The sequence below is a fragment of the Mycolicibacterium helvum genome (assembly GCF_010731895.1).
In the GTDB taxonomy this organism is placed as follows: Bacteria; Actinomycetota; Actinomycetes; order Mycobacteriales; family Mycobacteriaceae; genus Mycobacterium; species Mycobacterium helvum.
Genome location: NZ_AP022596.1, coordinates 229,836 through 246,308, shown reverse-complemented (window position 1 = coordinate 246,308; position 16,473 = coordinate 229,836). Strand labels below are relative to the sequence as shown.

Here is a 16,473-nt window from a genome sequence, read left to right as displayed (position 1 = left end):
TCCTCTTAGCGATCGGACGGGTTGACCAGGGGGCGTTGGACTTTCTTCCAGTCCGCGTAGCGTTGGTAGGCGGTCTGGGTGGACTCCAGGCTGGAGACTTCGCTGACCGGCACATCCCACCAGGACTGGCTGTCCGGCGCGTAGATCAACGGGTCGGTTTCCACGTGGATGACGGTGGTACGGTCGGCGGCCTTGGCGGCCTTGACGGCGTCGGCGAACTCGCCGGCCGTGGTCACCTTGATGACGTCGGCTCCGAGGCTGGCGGCATTGGCGGCCAAGTCGACGGGCAGTTTGTCGCCGTCGAGGCGCCCGTCGTCGCTGCGATACCGGTAGGACGTGCCGAACCGCTGCGAACCCAGCGACTCGGAAAGGCCACCTATGGAGGCGAATCCGTGGTTCTGGACCAGGACCGGAATGACCTTGATGCCCTCCTGTACGGCGGTCACCAGCTCGGTGGCCATCATCAGATAGGAGCCGTCGCCGACCATGATGAACACGTCGCGGTCGGGAGCGGCCATCCGCACACCGATGCCGCCGGCGATCTCATAACCCATGCAGGAGTAGCCGTACTCGACGTGGTAGCCCTTGCGGTCCCGGGTGCGCCATAACTTGTGCAGATCCCCGGGCATCGAGCCAGCGGCGCACACGACGACATCGCCCGGCTCCGAGAGCGTGTTGACCAGCCCGATGACCTGGTTCTGAGTCAACCCCGTATCGTCGTCGGAGGTGGCGTACACCGAGGACACGGTGTCCTCCCAGCCCTGGGCGAGTTCGGTTATGCGGGCACGATATTCGTCGCTAACGCGGTAGCCGTCAAGCGCCGGCGCGAGTTCCTCGATGGCCTCCCGCGCATCGGAGACGACGCTGACACCACCCTGTTTGACGGAGTCGAGCGAGGCCACATTGATGTTGACGAACCGTACCTGCGGGTTGTTGAACGCGGTGCGCGACGCGGAGGTGAAATCGCTGTAGCGGGTGCCGATCCCGATGACCACATCGGCGTCGGCGGCCAGCGTGTTGGCGGCGGTGGTGCCGGTGGAACCGACGGCGCCGACGTTCTGCGGATGGTCGAAGCGCAGCGAACCCTTGCCGGCCTGGCTTTCGGCGACCGGAATACCGGTCTGCTCGCAGAGCGCGGCCAACGCGTTTTCGGCCTCGGAGTAGTGCACACCGCCGCCGGCGATGATCAGCGGTTGTCTTGCGGCCGCGATGATCTCGGCCGCGCGGGTGATCACCGAGCGTTCCGGCAAGGGGCGAGCGATGTGCCAGGTGCGTTCGGCGAAGAGTGATTCGGGCCAGTCGTGGGCCTGCGCCTGGACGTCCTGGGGGATCGACACTGTTGCCGCACCGGTTTCGACGGGGTCGGTCAGTACGCGCATGGCACCGAGTAGTGCGGCGGGCAGTTGCTCGGGCCGCCACACCCGGTCGAAGTAGCGGGACAGCGGCTTGAACGCGTCGTTCACGGTCACATCGCCGGACGACGGTAGCTCGAGTTCCTGCAGCACGGGGGAGCTGGCCCGGGTGGCGAATGTGTCGGCGGGCAGCAGTAGCACCGGGAGCCGGTTGATGGTCGCCAATGCGGCGCCGGTCAGCATGTTGGTCGAGCCGGGTCCGACGCTGGCGGTGACGGCCCAGGCCTCGAGCCGGTCCTTCTGCCGCGCGTAGGCGACTGCGGTGTGCACCATCGCCTGTTCGTTGCGGCCCAGCACGTACTTGAGGCCGGGTTCGCGGCTGGCCTCGCGCGACTCGACTTCGTCCTGCAGTAGCGCCTGGCCGAGCCCGGCAACGTTCCCGTGACCGAAGATGCCGAGGCACCCGGCGAAGAACTTGCTGCGTGCTCCGTCGCGTTCGATGTACTGATTGGCGAGGAACCGAATGGTGGCCTGGGCCACCGTGAGTCGCACGGTGACCTCGGCGTCGGGGAGCTTCTCGCCACCCTTGGGTGCGGTGGATACCACGGTCAGGCTCCTATCCCGGACGGGCTGCCGATCGGCAACCGGGGGTCGATCTCCTGGTGTTCCCAGCTGTTGCGCAACCAGGTGTGGTCGGGGTCGTCGCAGATCAGCCAGGCCCGGTTCGGGCCGGAACCGGCCATCACGTTGAGGTAGTACATGTGGTGGCCGGGTGCCGCTATCGACGGGCCGTGATAACCGTGCGGCACCAGCACGACATCACCGGAACGGACTTCTTCAAGCACCTCGATCGGGCGCTCCCGCGTGCCGTATACCCGGTGATAGCCGAACCCCGACGTGCCCGCCGGGCTGTCGGCGATCTCGAAGTAGTAGATCTCCTCGAGCTGGGTCTCGACGTCGGTGTTCTCCTCGTGCTTGTGCGCGGGGTAACTCGACCAGTTGCCGCCGGGGGTGATCACCTCGCAGGCGATCAGTGAGTCGGCCTCGAATGTGGTTGCGGTGCCGAAGTTGTGTACCTGACGGCTGCAGTTGCCCGCGCCGCGCAGTTCGACGGCGACGTCGGCAGCGGCCACCCGGCGGTTCGGGAACGACCGCGAAGCACGGGCGCCGCAGATCGCGAACCGGCCTTCGCCGGCGACCACGTACTCCTGATCGATGCCCAGGTACACCATGTCGGCGGGGCCGTCGAAGACCGATTCGCGGCGCGACAGCCGATACGTCTCACCGCCACATGCGACGGTGCCGCCGCCGGCCAGCGGCAGGACCATCACCTCGGTGCTGCCGGTGTGCAGCTCGGCGCTTTGGCTATCGTCGAGTTCGAGCACCTGCAACGAGGATTCGGCCCAGCCTGCCGACTGGGGTGTCACGTCGACCGTGAAGGGCAGCTCGGCACTGCGGGCGGGGATGTAGTACTTGCTGTGCATCAGTCATCTCACCATCGACACGGCGGTCGCGACGGCGGAACTCACGTCCTCGTCGGCCGGGTACAGCAGGGTACGACCCACGATCAGACCGCGGACCGACGGCAGCGAGAGCGCCTTTTCCCAACTGGCGAAGGCTTCGTCGGGGTCGGTGGGGTCACCACCTAGGAGGAGCGTGGGCAACGTGGTGGACTCCATCACCCGATCCATTTCGTCGACGACCGGCAGCTTCATCCAGGTGTAGGCCGAGGTAGACCCCAGCCCCTGGCTGATGTGGATGGACTTGATCACCGCGTCCGGGCTGAGGTCGTTGCGGACCTTCCCGTCGACGCGGGCCGACATGAACGGCTCGACCATGGCGATCAGGCCGTGCGCGGCCAGTTCATCGACGGCCTGAGCGCACGCCGCCATCGTCGCCACCGTGCCGGGATCGTCGAGCGCGATGCGGCACAACATCTTTCCGCCGTTCATCTTCGCCGCGGCGGTCGATGCCGCAGTGGCGCCCGTCATCCTGTCGTCGAACTCGAATCCCGCACCGGCCAGCCCGCCGCGGTTGAAGCTCGAGAACACCACCTTGTCCTCGAGCGCGCCGAGCAACAGCAGGTCGTCGAGGATGTCGGAGGTGGCGAGCACACCGTCGACCCCGGGGTCGGCCAGCGCGGTGCGCAGCCGGTCGAGGAGGTCGGTGCGGCTGTTCATCGCGGTGGGTCGCGAGCCGACGGCCAGCGCCCCCCGGGCGGGGTGGTCGGCGGCGACGATCATCAGCCGTCCGTTGCCGCGCACGACCGGCCGGGTGGTGCGGGTCTGCCACGCCCGCGCGATCGCGGACGGATCGCCCGCCCGCAGTTCGGTGATATCGGCGTAATCCTTGCAGGCACTAGACATTGACGGCCTCCACTGCGGTCTGCTCGGCCAGTGCGGCGACCTCCTCGGCCGTCGGCATCGCTGTCGAGCACTCCAGCCGCGATGCGACGATCGCGCCGGCGGCGTTGGCGTAGCGCAAGGTCTTCTCCAGCGGCCATCCGTGCAGCAGACCGTGGCACAGGCTTCCGCCAAAGCTGTCCCCGGCGCCTAGGCCGTTGATCACGTCGACGTCGACAGGCGGCACCGTTACCGATGCGCTTCGGGTCTTGCCCAGCACTCCGCGTGGGCCTTGTTTGACGATCGCCAGCTGCACGCCGAGGTCAAGCAGCGCGTCGGCGGCCTTGTGTGGATTGGTCTCTCCGACGGCGATCTCACACTCTTCCCGATTGCCCACCGCCACGGTCACGTGGCCCAGCGCGCGCTGAACCTGCTCGGCGGCGGCGGCAGGGGAGTCCCAGAACATGGGGCGGTAGTCGAGGTCCAGGATCGTCAGCGGTTTGCGTGCGCGTGCTTCCCACGCCGCGAAATGTGCACCGCGACTGGGCTCTTCGGACAGGCCGGTGAGTGTCGACCAGTACACCCGGGCATCGCGGATCGCGGTGAGATCGAGCTCGTCGGCAGTGATCTGGAGATCGGGCGCACTGGGCTTGCGGTAGAAGTACAGGGGGAAGTCGTCGGGCGGGAAGATCTCGCAGAACGTCACCGGGGTCGGGTATTCCGGGTGGACGTTGACGTAGCGGTTGTCGACGTTCAGGCGATCGAGTTCGGCTCGTACGTACCGGCCGAACGGGTCGGCTCCGACGCCCGAGATCAATGCGGTGCGGTTACCGAGGCGGGCGGCTGCGACAGCGACGTTGGCCGCGCTGCCCCCGAGGAACTTGCCGAAGGACTCCACGTGCTCCAGGCCGACACCGACCTGGAGCGGGTAGACGTCGACGCCACTGCGCCCGACGGCGAGTACATCGAAGGGTGGGTTAGTAGTCACGTCAGCTCTCTTCAGGGCTCGATGGGGACTTGTTACGACTGTGCCCCCGCCACAGCGGTCTGTCAATACTTTGTCCTGACATTCTATCTTTTGCACAGCCGGTGTTAGACTTCAGCTACTGTTGGGATTTCGAGTTCGAGATCGGAGTCGATGTGCCGTTGACGGTTGAGCTGGACAGGTCAAGCCCTGTTCCCCTCTACTATCAGCTCTCTCAGGCGATCGAGGCCGCCATCCGCAGTGGCGAACTTGCGCCCGGCGATCGGTTCGAGAATGAGCTGGCATTGGCCAAGCGCCTCACGCTGTCCCGGCCCACCACTCGGCGGGCGATCCAGGAGCTTGTCGACAAGGGATTGCTGGTTCGCAAGCGCGGCGTGGGGACTCAGGTCGTTCAGAATCCGGTGCACCGACGGGTCGAGCTGACCAGCTTGTTCGACGATCTGGCCCGGGCCGGTCAGGAACCGACCACCCAGCTGCTGGCGTACCACGTGGGGCCTCCCGGTGAGGACGTCGCCCGTGAACTCAGCATTGCCGAAGACCGTGAGGTCGCCTGCATCAAGCGCCTGCGGTGCGCCAATGGTGAACCGCTGGCGTTGATGATCAACTACCTTCCGGTCGAGATCGCGCCCGACGCTGAGGAACTCGAGCAGAACGGTCTCTACCAGTCGCTGCGCTCGCGCGGGGTGCACATCAGGCTGGCCAGCCAGCGCATCGGAGCCAAGGCTGCCAGCCGAGGCGAGGCAAGGCTGCTCGACGAGAAGCCCGGCGCCCCGCTGCTGACCATGGACCGCACCGCGTTCGACGATTCCGGGCGTGCGGTCGAGTTCGGCACCCATTGCTATCGCGCCTCGCGGTACTACTTCGACACCACACTCGTCGACCGGTAGAGCGTCAGGAGAACGCCGCGCGGAAGGCCTCGAGTGCGGCTTCGCTGTCGCCGGACGCCCACGCCTCCAGACCGATCGGCCCGGCATACCCCATCTCGCGCAATGCTTTCGCGATCGCGGGGTAGTGAATCTCGCCGGTACCGGGCTCGCAGCGACCAGGCACATCGGCCACCTGGATCTCACCGATGGCAGCGCCGCACCGGCGGACCAACTCGACAAGATTCCCCTCGCCGATCTGGGCGTGGTAGAGGTCCAGCATCATCGTGACGTTCGGGTGGCCTACGCCCTCGACGAGCGCGAGGGTGTCCTTGGCCCGGGCCAGCGGGACGCCGGGGTGGTCGACGATCGAGTTGAGGTTTTCCACGCAGAACGTCACGCCGGCGGCAGCGCCGAGTTCGCCTATCCGCTCCAGCGAGCGCTGCGCCGTGAGCCACATCTGTCCGGTGGCCCGCTGCCGCGGGCGGGCGGCGCGACCGTCGACGAGCTCGGCGGTGTGCAGGTTCAGGCGCGGAACACCCAGTGTCTCAGCGGCTTTGATGCTCAACTCGGCGGTCCGCACCACCTCGTCGGCACTCAGTGGATCGATCAGGTCGCCCTGCAGGTAGCCCGTCATCGATGAGAACCGGGCTCCGGTGCCGGCCAGTGCGGCCAGGTCTTTGTCGTCCCAGCTCCAGATCTCCACCGCGAAGCCCAGCTCGTCGATGCGTCGCACCCGCTCCAGAATTGGCAGGTCGCGGAACACCATTTCGGCGCATACCGCCAGGTCGAAATCGGTCATGGCAGCACCCTAGCATTTGACCTGCAGTCCTAATGTCCGAACAAAGTATTGACTTTCCGCTGTGAGCCGTATTACATCGAGGGATCAGCGTGTGCTGCGCGATGGACAAGGAGTCGTCATGAGGTTCATTCGGCTAGCGGCGGTGGCAGGCGCGAGTGCGCTCGTCCTCGGGCTTGCTGCCTGTTCTGCCACCGGCGGTAAGCCACGGGACAGCGGCGGCGGTTCCGGTGGCGGCACCGTCGACACGCCACGGATGACCGTCGCGATGATCACCCACGAGGTGCCCGGCGACTCGTTCTGGGACCTGATTCGCAAGGGTGCCGAGACAGCCGCCAAAAAGGACAACATCGAGCTTCGTTACTCCAACGATCCCGAGGCGCCCAACCAGGCCAACCTGGTCCAGAGCGCGATCGACAGCGGGGTCAAAGGCATCGCCGTCACGCTGGCCAAGCCCGACGCGATGGCCCCCGCGGTCAAGGCCGCCGAGGCCAAGGGCATTCCGGTGGTGGCGTTCAACTCCGGTTACGACAGCTGGAAGGCCATGGGCGTCCAGGAGTACTTCGGCCAGGACGAGAAGCTGGCGGGCATCGCGGCCGGTGAGCGACTGACCGCCGACGGTGCCAAGAGGATCCTCTGTGTCATTCAGGAGCAGGGTCAGGTCGCGCTGGAATCCCGCTGCGCGGGTGTGACCCAGGGCTTCAAGGGTCAGACCGAGTTGCTGAACGTCAACAGCAAGGACATGCCGTCGGTCGAGTCCACCATCACAGCCAAGCTGCAACAGGATCCGTCGATCGACACTGTCGTCGCGCTGGGCGCACCGATCGCACTCACCGCCGTCCAGTCCAAGAACAACGCCAACAGCAACGCCAAGATCGTCACCTTCGACACCAATGCCGCACTCGTCGACGCGATCCAGAAGGGCGACGTGCAGTGGGCCGTCGACCAGCAGCCTTTCCTGCAGGGTTACCTCGCGATCGATTCGCTGTGGCTGTACCTGAGCAACAAGAACCTGATCGGTGGCGGTCAGGCGACTCTGACCGGCCCCTCCTTCATTGACAAGTCCAACATCGACGCCGTGGCCGAATTGGCCAAGGGCGGGACCCGATAGCGAGCCTGGGAAAAGACATGACTACGCAATCAGATCTCGAGATCGCCGACCGCAAAGTCGTCCGCGATGAACGGGTCAAGGAGCGGAACCGGCTGCAACGCCTGCTGATTCGGCCCGAGATGGGCGCGGGAATCGGCGCCATCGGGATCTTCGTCTTCTTCCTGATCGTGGCCGATCCGTTCCGGCAGGCCTCGTCACTGGCCACCGTCCTGTACGCCAGCTCCACCATCGGGATCATGGCGTGCGGTGTCGCGGTACTGATGATCGGCGGCGAGTTCGACCTCTCCACGGGTGTCGCGGTGACGTTCAGCTCGCTGGCTGCTTCGATGCTGGCCTACAATCTGCACCTCAATCTGTGGGCCGGTGCCGGCCTGGCGCTGATCCTGGCCTTGGCCGTCGGCTTCTTCAACGGCTACCTGGTGATGAAGACCAAGATCCCGTCGTTCCTGATCACACTGAGCACGTTCTTCATGCTCGCCGGTATCAATCTCGCTGTCACCAAGCTGGTTTCGGGCCAGGTCGCCACGCAGAGTGTGAACGACATGCAGGGTTGGGACTCGGCGCAGAAGGTGTTCGCCTCGTCATTCACCCTGTTCGGCGTGAGCATCCGGATCACCGTCGTGTGGTGGCTGGTGTTCACCGCGGTGGCCACCTGGGTGCTGTTCAAGACCAAGATCGGCAACTGGATCTTCGCCGTGGGCGGCGACGCGGACAGCGCCCGCGCGGTCGGTGTGCCGGTGACCAAGGTGAAGATCGGGCTGTTCATGTTCGTCGGGTTCTGCGCCTGGTTTGTTGGCATGCATCTGCTGTTCGCGTTCAACACCGTTCAGTCCGGCCAGGGTATCGGCAACGAGTTCTTCTACATCATCGCCGCGGTCATCGGCGGCTGTCTGCTGACCGGTGGTTACGGCACCGCTGTCGGGGCCGCCATCGGCGCGTTCATCTTCGGCATGACGAACCAGGGCATCGTCTACGCAGGCTGGAATCCCGACTGGTTCAAGTTCTTCCTGGGCGCGATGCTGCTGTTCGCGGTGATCGCCAACAACGCCTTCCGCAACTACGCCGCCAAGAGGTGAAAGAGAAGTGACCGCAACCATGGACCGTCCCACTGAAGAAGCCCCGTCCGGCGGCAAAGTACCTCTCGTCGAGCTGAGGGAAGTCGGTAAGAGCTACGGCAACATCACTGCACTCAAAGGCATCTCGTTACGGGTGCACGCCGGCGAGGTCACCGGCATCCTCGGTGACAACGGTGCGGGCAAGTCCACGTTGATCAAAATCATCGCGGGACTGCATCAGCAGACCGAAGGTGAGCTCCTGGTCGACGGTGAGCCGACGAAGTTCGGCTCACCGGCCGATGCCCTTGGCAAGGGCATCGCCACCGTCTATCAAAACCTCGCCGTCGTTCCGCTGATGCCGGTATGGCGAAACTTCTTCCTGGGACAGGAGATTCGCAAGAAGAGCTTCCCGTGGGCGCTGGATGCCAACGCCATGCGAGCCACCACGCTCACCGAGCTGTCGAAGATGGGCATCGACCTTCCCGACGTCGACGTGGCCATCGGTTCCCTGTCGGGCGGTCAGCGCCAGTGTGTGGCGATCGCCCGGGCGGTGTTCTTCGGTGCGCGGGTGCTCATCCTCGACGAGCCGACGGCCGCACTGGGTGTCAAGCAATCCGGTGTCGTGCTCAAATACATCACTGCGGCCAAAGAGGCCGGCTTCGGCGTCGTGTTCATCACCCACAACCCGCACCACGCGCACATGGTCGGCGACCACTTCGTGCTGCTCAACCGCGGCCGCCAGAAGCTGGATTGCACATACGACGACATCACTCTGGAGCATCTGACCCAGGAAATGGCCGGCGGCGACGAGCTCGAGGCGCTCACCCACGAGCTGGGTCGCTGAGTCAGCGGGTGGTCGTCTAGCGAATCGGGTGTCGGGAATGTCGAGGCCGCCGAGCGGACGGCGAGTATCGGCCATGACCACGGAGAAGTGCTCAGAGGACGTCGTCTTCGGGGTCATACTCGACAAACAATGCGTCGATCTCGCCGGACGTCTCGATACGCTGGAACCTGTCGATGTGGTCGGCTCGGTACGCATCTATATGCGAGACGATGTCGGTCCCGACAAGCAGCGCTCGCATGGCCTCGTTGAGGCATTGGTGACCAAGGTTGAAGGCGAACGTATCCACCGACTGGCACGCAGTCTCCGATATCGGGCCGCCGTGAATCGCGGAGTTGCGCAGCCGCTTAAGGCGAGCGAGCAGACGGTCAAATCGCCGGCATTGCTCCTCAAGTTGACCGAACATCCCTTCGGGCGTTGCCAAGATAGTATCGACTTCCCCTAGCCCGCGGGACAGAAAATGGTCGGCGTAGATGCTGCGCAACGCGGCGACCTCATCGACAGCGCCACGAGCGTTGAAATACTCGTGTGCTCCCACTGTTTGCATTAGGCGTGAGCGGATGTCGAATAGCGATTGCTGGGGGGCGCGTGGCGCACCTGGGCGCCGATCGGGCTGGTGGTCGATGGCTTCCCTGGTGAAGTGGCTGATGAACTCAACGACCCTTACCCGAGCCTGAGCCTTCTTGAAGTAGCTGGATACGAAGTCCGCCCAGTCTTTTACACCGCCCGTGGTCCACGCGTTCATATGCTCGATTGCCCGAACCGACGCCATCACGACCGCCTGTGGGCTTTCGTCGGAAGCTGCTTTGAGCGCCGTGCTCATATTCATGGCGTCTTGCAGGTCGTGTATCGACTGTGGATCGAGGCTCTGATTTGCCCGCGCCATTCGGCGCAAATCTCGGGCCATCCAATCGTTCTGCGGATAGTAGTGTTCGGGCCGCTCTTCTTTTGGGCCCCAGGAGTATCGTGATCTTAGTTCGCCATCGACAAATAGAAGGTGGCCCCTGAGCATCTTCCAGGTGTCCTTCGTGGCGTGGTTCACCGCTTTGAGGGCTTCCACTAGCGCGATGGCCTTCGCCTCTGCGGTGTGAACCTCGATGCCTGGCAGCACAATACGCGCGTAGGCCATGTTCCAGTTATCTTCCCACTCGGAGTCACCCCCTCTCAAGAGCGGTGCGCGTTCAGATGGGGGGGATGTGAGAACCTCTGTTGGCACTACATCAAAGAACTGGTCCGCACCTTCGGGTTGCCGAACGAAGGCACTCAAATGCGATGCGTTGTAGAACGTAACCTGCCCATGACTGACATCGCCGCGTGGTAGAAATGTCGGCTCTAGTCGGAGCCAGACGATGCAATCACCCCGGAAAGCCGGGCGGGTCAAAACTCGCTCGCAAAGTTGCAGCCGCCTCCAGGTGGGCTGGCCGCTGGGGTCCCAACTCGGTGGGAAAATTCGTCGGTTCTCGACGCCCGCCTCGCCGTCAAGTTCTGCTTGGACCGCGTCGGCTACGTCAGTCAGGACCGCATCTACCTTGCTGAAAGTGCCGAAGGGGCCCACGACATCGAGGTTCCGAAGCTCCGCAATGGCGAATAGTGTGTCGCGTCTACGCGAGATCTCCTCAACGGAGCGATTCGGCGTCTGGACCGATTTCACTAGATCACGCCAGGCCTCGACAATGGCTGTCTCAGTGGCTAATTCGGCTTCAAGCTGTTCTAGCGACTGCAGCGTGGCAGCTCGCACGTTCGCGTCAATGTCGTAAGAAGTTTTCCCGGCCGCGTCTAGCGCTGACGAAAACAGATTCTGCAGCTGCGAGTCAATTTGCGCTGTTGACGACTCAACGATGGCGCGGAGCTTCGGGCCGGCCGTTGAGAGACTGTCGCGGAAGTCGCCGATGACCTGCATCCAGTCGGCATATTGGATGGACAAGAACTTGCGCCGATCGGCGACCCAATCTCTGAGGTCCGCTGTCGCTGCGGGTAGCGTCATAATCGAGCCGCTGCTTGTGATCGGATCGCGGAACTGCAGTTGCATGCTGAGTTCTTCTACGACACTCTCGTGTTGACGAACGAGCATCACCCCTCCTCGTCGAGGTCTGTCTGATCCACTGGTGGTGCCTGCCGTCGAACGACATCGTGACCAGAGTCGCTGAGCGAGCCAGATGAAGCCGCCGGCCGCAGGGCCTATCCACCGCATGAATCGCCACCCTAGCTGCGTGCGCGGAATCTAACGGCACATCCAGCCTGGTCGCTGTCGCACTTGCAGACCCTTGATCGAACGTCGTTCTTGGCTGATCGCGCCCATTGCCACTGATTCAAACAACGCGGAGTATCAGTCCTAACTGGAGAGCCGATCCTAAGCGGTGCAAAGAAGCTCAGCAAGACCATTCGGACGGGGGACGCTCGCTCGGCGACCTGTTCAATCTTGCTCCGTGTGTCGTTGTGTACCAGTCGTACTCGGCCGCAGTTTGTCACCAGCCCATGAGGCAGTCAAAGGGCTGGTCGTATGGGTACCTATCCGCCTTTGGCGCCTGACCTAGCGGCGCGTCAGCGCGAACAGCCGCAAATCGCGATCGGTGCGGGTGCGATACGACTGGTACATCGGGTAGGCCAGAAAGCGCTGTAGGCCCGGTTCTCCCTCGGCGCCCGACAGCAGGGTGGCGGTCACCGGAATGTCAATGCCGTTGATCGCCACGACGGCCTGCGGGTCGGCGATCAGGTTCAGGGTCCAGGCCGGGTGGTGCTGCTCGCCGAAATTACTGCCGAGGACCAGCAGCCGGTCGCCGTCGCGTAGATAACTCAGCGCCGACACCCGCTGCTGGCCGGACTTGCGGCCGGTCGTGGTCAACAGCAATTCGGGCATCGAGGTGGGGCCGAACAGCGTGTACTTCCCGTTGGTCGCCTTCAGCACGCGGCGATCGAGCGGGACGAGCGCCTTGATGACGCGCGAACCGAGTGCCGTTGAGGCGAATGCGTATACGGGCTTGAACACAGGCGAGATGTCCTCGCGTCCCCAGTGGCCCTCCGGGAAGGTTTGCGGCATGTCTGTCATCGTGCCCGATGGCGGCCCGATGCAGAACCCGATCAGCGTGGTGACATCCCCGCCGCACGGTAGGCGGCATCCACGTAGTGCATGTTCTGCACGGCGTCATCGATGCCGATCGGTAACGGCGCGCCGTCGAGGATGTGCGCTGCGAACGCCTCGAGTTGGTAGGCGTACGACGGCCGCGTGCCCAGGTGTTCCACGCGGGTCTCCGCCGGCGTGCGAACGGTGATCCGATCGTCGGCGTGGGGCCTGATGAAGTCGTGGACCAGGGCGTCACCCTTGGTTCCGACGACGTTGATGGTGAACGAAAAGTGCGCTGCGGTCATGCTGTTGGCGCACAGGCCGGTGGCCCCGGACGGGAAACTCAGGTCGACGTCGCACCACTCGTCGACGCCGGGGCCTCGTTGCGAGGCGTGCGCGGCGGTGATCGCCGGCCGGCCCAGCCCGCGGGCACCGAGCTGGCGCATGATGTGCAGGCCGTAACACCCGAGATCCATCAGCGCGCCACCGGCCAGCTCCAGTGACCAGCGGGGGTCACCGGTGGCCGGCGCGGGCATCGCCATCCGTACCTCGACGTGGTGGATATTGCCGAGCTCGCCGCCGGTGGCCAGCTCGAAGATCCGCTGAGCCACCGGATGAAACAGGTAATGGAAGCCCTCCAGGACGCTCACCCCGGAGCGCTCGGCGGCATCGGCGACAGCTAGTGCCTCGGTGTGGTTGCGGGCAAAGGGCTTTTCGGTCAGCACCGGCTTGCCTGCCGTGATCGCCGCGAGATTCCACGGCGCGTGCAGCGCATTGGCCAGCGGGTTGTAGATGACGTCGACCTCAGGGTCCTCGACCACGTCGGCGTAGCCGGTGGCGACCCGCTCGACACCGTAGGTATCGGCGAAGGCCTTGGCCCGCTGCGGATCCCGGGCGGCCACCACGACCAGGCGATGACCCAGTTCGTGGGCCGGTCCAACGATCGCGTGTTCGGCAATTCGGGATGCGCCAAGCACGCCGATTCGCAGGCTCATGCCGGCACGCCGCCCACGACGCTCTGCAGATAAGCCACGCTGGCCAGCACGTCACGCAACGGGCCTTGGCCCTGGGGCTCGCCGCCCAGGATGGTGTCCTGCTCGAGCACGAACCAGCCATCGAAGCCGTTGTCCCGCAGCGCCGCAACGATGCCCGCGATGTCGACGTCGCCGGTGCCCAGCGGCGTGTACATGCCCTGGGCGACCGCCTCGGTATAAGTGAGCTCACCGGACTGCACGCGTTCGGCCAGCGTCGCGTCGACATCCTTGAGATGGGTGTGGGCGATGCGGCCTGGCACGGACTTCGCCAACTCCAGGGGATCCGTGCCACCGATCAGCAGATGACCGGTGTCCAGGCACAGCGGGATCGACGACCCGGCGAGAACCTTGTCGACATCGTCCTTGGTTTCTACGACCGTGCCGACGTGCGGGTGCAGCACCGCGAGCAGACCCCGGGCGGCGGCGATCCCCGCCAGTCGGTCCAGGTTGGCGAACAGCGTCGACCACTGACCGTCGTCGAGGACGGGTCGTGAGTCGTAGCCGTCAGATCCCGTAGCCGCGGCAAGCACCACCACACCGGCGCCTGCGGCGACCAACGATTCCAGTGGTCCGGCCAGGTCGTCGGCGGGATCGTGGTCGTCCTTGAACAGCACGACGGGGACGAAACCGCCGACGCACTCCAGGTCCTTTTCCCGCAGAACGGTTTTCAGTTCATCGGTATCCGACGGAAGGAACCCTTCTGGTCCGAGTTCGGTGGCGGTCAACCCCGCACCGCGCATTTCGGTCAGCACCCGGTCTGGCTGCAACTGGTAGCCCCAGCCGGGCACCTCGCACACGCCCCACGAAATCGGCGCGCCGGCGATTTTGATGGCAGTCATCGGGTCTTGATCTCCTCGATCAGCACCGGCACGCGCCGGTGCAGTGACTGGGTGGCGGCCTCGGCGATCCAGGCCACCTCGACCGCATCGGCAACGGTAGCTCCCAGGATGGCATTGCCCTTGGTCACCTCGACAAAGGCGGCCAACTCGGTGCGAAACGCGTCGGTGAACCGGTCCATGAAGAAGTGGTGTGCGGGCCCTTCAGGGAAAGTGTTGTGCGGATCAGTGTTTCGGACGGGTACGCCCTGATCCCAGCCTGCCGCAACACTGTCGCCGAAGCCGTGGATCTCGAGGCGGCAGTCGTAACCGCGGGCGTTGTAGCGGGCGTTGGAGACCACGCCGAGCGCGCCGCCATCGAACTTCACGATGACGGCAGCGGTGTCGACGTCGTCGTATTCGCCGAACAGCGGATCGCCCTGGACAGTGCCGGTGGCGAAGACCTCGACGGCGCGCTGCCCGGTGATCCAGTTGATGATGTCGAAGTCGTGCACGGCGCAGTCGCGGAAGATGCCGCCCGAACCCCTGATGTAGTCCATCGGCGGGGAGCAGGATCCATGGTGGTGCTGCGCACGGTGTGCAGGATGCCGAGCGAGCCGTCGTCCACGGCGGCCTTGGCGGCGGCGAACGCCGCGTCGAAGCGGCGCTGATAACCGACCTGCACGGGGACACCCGAGGCGAGGATGGCCTCGGCCACCCGGGCACTCTCGGCGGCAGTGGATGCGATGGGCTTCTCGCAGAACGTGGGTAGGCCCTTGGCGACGGCGGCCAGAGTGAGCTCCGCGTGCGCCGGAGTGGCGGCCGCGACAACCACGCCGTCGATGCCCGAATTCAGCAGCTCCGCAACCGAATTCACCGGCTTGGCGCCGAATTTTGTCGCGACGGCGGTAACCACATCGGGGCGTTCGTCGGTGACGACCAGACAGTCGACACCGTCGAGGTTGCTCAGCGTCTCGGTGTGAAAGGCACCGATTCGGCCCAGGCCGATGACACCGAGTGTGGTCATGGGATTCTCCGTTCGTTCTGGTCGCGCAGCGCGACAGCGAGGTCATCGAGGGAAAGATCGTCGGCCAACGCCGCGAGTACTACGTCGACCTGGCTGCGTGGAGCCAGGCTCCCGAGCGGCTGGTCGTGGTCGAGGTTGGTGGGGAAGGGATATCCCTCGGCGGTGGACACGACCGCGTTGAGCAGTTCTGCCGCGGGGCGGCCCGCGGCCTTCATGGCGCGCAACGCCGGATACACCGCGCGCACCATCGCCGTGCGGTCGAGGGATTCCATTGCCCGGCCGAACGGTGAGGAGATCTGCAGCAGGTTGGCCATCCGCCGCAGGTCGGCCGAGGTATTGGATCCTGCGCCGTGGTAGAGCGCGGGGTTGAAGAACACCGCATCGCCCTTGCGCAGTGGGATCTGCGCCCGGCGGTTGGCGAAGTAGTCGATGAATTCCGGTGAGTTGAACGCCACGTACCCGCCCCCGAAGAGCTGGGAGTGGGGCAGCAACATTGTCGGCCCACTCTCCAGCGGCATGTCGGTATGCGCGACCGCGCCCTGCAGGGTCAGCATGGGCGACAGCCGATGCACGTGCGCCGGGTAGTCGGTGAGCTGGCCGGGGGCGACAAAACCGAGGTGGTAGTCGCGGTGCGGAACCTGAGCTGCACCGCCGGGATTGACGACATTGACCTGGGAGGTGACCTGATAGCGGGGGCCGAGCCAGGCCTGGCAGACCAGGGCCAGCAGATCGTTGGCGTAGTAGTCGGCGTAGACCGCCGGGGAGTGCACGGCGAGTTTCTGGGCGGCATTCCAGAGCCGGTCGTTGGCGCCCGCGGCGCCGAAGTGGTCACCGGCCGCACCGCCGGCCTGCCGCTGGGCGTCGATCAGTGCGCCGAATGCCACGCTGGCCGCATCGACCACCCGGGCGGGGAAAGCGCCGGCGAACACCACGACGCCGGGACCGTCGGCCAGCGCGGTGATCAGCTCGGCCTGCAGCGCTCGCCGGTCGGCGCGCAGCATTTCGGTGGCCGAGTAGACCAGCACGTTCTGCCGGACCTCGGCGGCATGCGGGTACGCGTCGAGATCGGTGTCCCGGTCGGTCAACGTTCGCAGCTCATCGAGGGAGAATGCCGACTCGTCCAGCCATGGCTCTACCCGTGCGCTCACTTCGACCATGCGGCAAGTCTTGCGGTGAGGCGGCCCGCAA

Annotated in this window: 14 protein-coding genes and 1 pseudogene; 4 read left to right on the top strand and 11 right to left on the bottom strand. The window is 65.0% G+C overall.

Features of this window, described 5'->3' with window-relative positions; genetic code table 11:
• Positions 1-5: 5 nt before the first annotated feature.
• Genes iolD through iolC form a run of 4 tightly spaced genes read right to left on the bottom strand, consistent with a single transcriptional unit; the run spans position 6 to position 4,682 of the window.
• A complete protein-coding gene (gene iolD, locus G6N38_RS01170) occupies positions 6-1,958 on the bottom strand; it encodes a 3D-(3,5/4)-trihydroxycyclohexane-1,2-dione acylhydrolase (decyclizing) (protein WP_163745877.1) in 1,953 nt (650 codons plus the stop codon).
• Positions 1,959-1,960: 2 nt separating this feature from the next.
• Entirely contained in the window at positions 1,961-2,836 is an 876-nt protein-coding gene (gene iolB, locus G6N38_RS01165; RefSeq protein WP_163745876.1) for a 5-deoxy-glucuronate isomerase, read from the bottom strand.
• Between the two features lie 3 nt (positions 2,837-2,839).
• A complete protein-coding gene (locus G6N38_RS01160; protein ID WP_163745875.1) occupies positions 2,840-3,718 on the bottom strand; it encodes a Cgl0159 family (beta/alpha)8-fold protein in 879 nt (292 codons plus the stop codon).
• A complete protein-coding gene (gene iolC, locus G6N38_RS01155) occupies positions 3,711-4,682 on the bottom strand; it encodes a 5-dehydro-2-deoxygluconokinase (protein WP_163745874.1) in 972 nt (323 codons plus the stop codon). Before iolC ends, G6N38_RS01160 begins: the two co-directional genes overlap by 8 nt.
• Before the next feature lie 152 nt (positions 4,683-4,834).
• Here iolC and G6N38_RS01150 point away from each other — a divergent pair, with 152 nt between their 5' ends.
• Positions 4,835-5,566, top strand: a complete 732-nt coding sequence (locus G6N38_RS01150) for a GntR family transcriptional regulator (protein ID WP_163751730.1) — start codon at positions 4,835-4,837, stop codon at positions 5,564-5,566.
• A gap of 4 nt (positions 5,567-5,570) precedes the next feature.
• Here the strand turns inward: G6N38_RS01150 and G6N38_RS01145 are convergent, their stop codons facing one another.
• Positions 5,571-6,344, bottom strand: a complete 774-nt coding sequence (locus G6N38_RS01145; RefSeq protein WP_163745873.1) for a TIM barrel protein — start codon at positions 6,342-6,344, stop codon at positions 5,571-5,573.
• Between the two features lie 118 nt (positions 6,345-6,462).
• Here G6N38_RS01145 and G6N38_RS01140 point away from each other — a divergent pair, with 118 nt between their 5' ends.
• Genes G6N38_RS01140 through G6N38_RS01130 form a run of 3 tightly spaced genes read left to right on the top strand, consistent with a single transcriptional unit; the run spans position 6,463 to position 9,351 of the window.
• The gene (locus G6N38_RS01140) at positions 6,463-7,452 is read left to right on the top strand and encodes a substrate-binding domain-containing protein (protein WP_163745872.1); all 990 of its coding nucleotides are present in this window, start codon (positions 6,463-6,465) and stop codon (positions 7,450-7,452) included.
• Between the two features lie 17 nt (positions 7,453-7,469).
• A complete protein-coding gene (locus tag G6N38_RS01135; protein ID WP_163745871.1) occupies positions 7,470-8,528 on the top strand; it encodes an ABC transporter permease in 1,059 nt (352 codons plus the stop codon).
• Between the two features lie 19 nt (positions 8,529-8,547).
• Entirely contained in the window at positions 8,548-9,351 is an 804-nt protein-coding gene (locus tag G6N38_RS01130) for an ATP-binding cassette domain-containing protein (protein WP_407663036.1), read from the top strand.
• Positions 9,352-9,442: 91 nt separating this feature from the next.
• Here G6N38_RS01130 and G6N38_RS01125 read toward each other — a convergent pair whose 3' ends face one another.
• The 6 genes and pseudogenes from G6N38_RS01125 to G6N38_RS01100 form a co-directional block, all read right to left on the bottom strand.
• On the bottom strand, positions 9,443-11,377 hold the full coding sequence (locus G6N38_RS01125; protein ID WP_163745869.1) for a hypothetical protein: 1,935 nt from the start codon (positions 11,375-11,377) through the stop codon (positions 9,443-9,445).
• A 501-nt stretch (positions 11,378-11,878) separates the two neighbouring features.
• On the bottom strand, positions 11,879-12,385 hold the full coding sequence (locus G6N38_RS01120; protein ID WP_179968473.1) for a nitroreductase/quinone reductase family protein: 507 nt from the start codon (positions 12,383-12,385) through the stop codon (positions 11,879-11,881).
• Positions 12,386-12,426: 41 nt separating this feature from the next.
• On the bottom strand, positions 12,427-13,404 hold the full coding sequence (locus tag G6N38_RS01115) for a Gfo/Idh/MocA family protein (RefSeq protein WP_163745867.1): 978 nt from the start codon (positions 13,402-13,404) through the stop codon (positions 12,427-12,429).
• A complete protein-coding gene (locus tag G6N38_RS01110; RefSeq protein WP_163745866.1) occupies positions 13,401-14,282 on the bottom strand; it encodes a sugar phosphate isomerase/epimerase family protein in 882 nt (293 codons plus the stop codon). The genes G6N38_RS01115 and G6N38_RS01110 overlap by 4 nt, the downstream gene beginning before the upstream one ends.
• Positions 14,279-15,285, bottom strand: a pseudogene (locus G6N38_RS01105) (Gfo/Idh/MocA family protein). The gene G6N38_RS01110 and the pseudogene G6N38_RS01105 overlap by 4 nt, the downstream one beginning before the upstream one ends.
• Positions 15,282-16,442, bottom strand: coding sequence for a phytanoyl-CoA dioxygenase family protein (locus G6N38_RS01100; protein ID WP_163745865.1), 1,161 nt, complete (start codon positions 16,440-16,442; stop codon positions 15,282-15,284). The pseudogene G6N38_RS01105 and the gene G6N38_RS01100 overlap by 4 nt, the downstream one beginning before the upstream one ends.
• Positions 16,443-16,473: the final 31 nt, after the last annotated feature.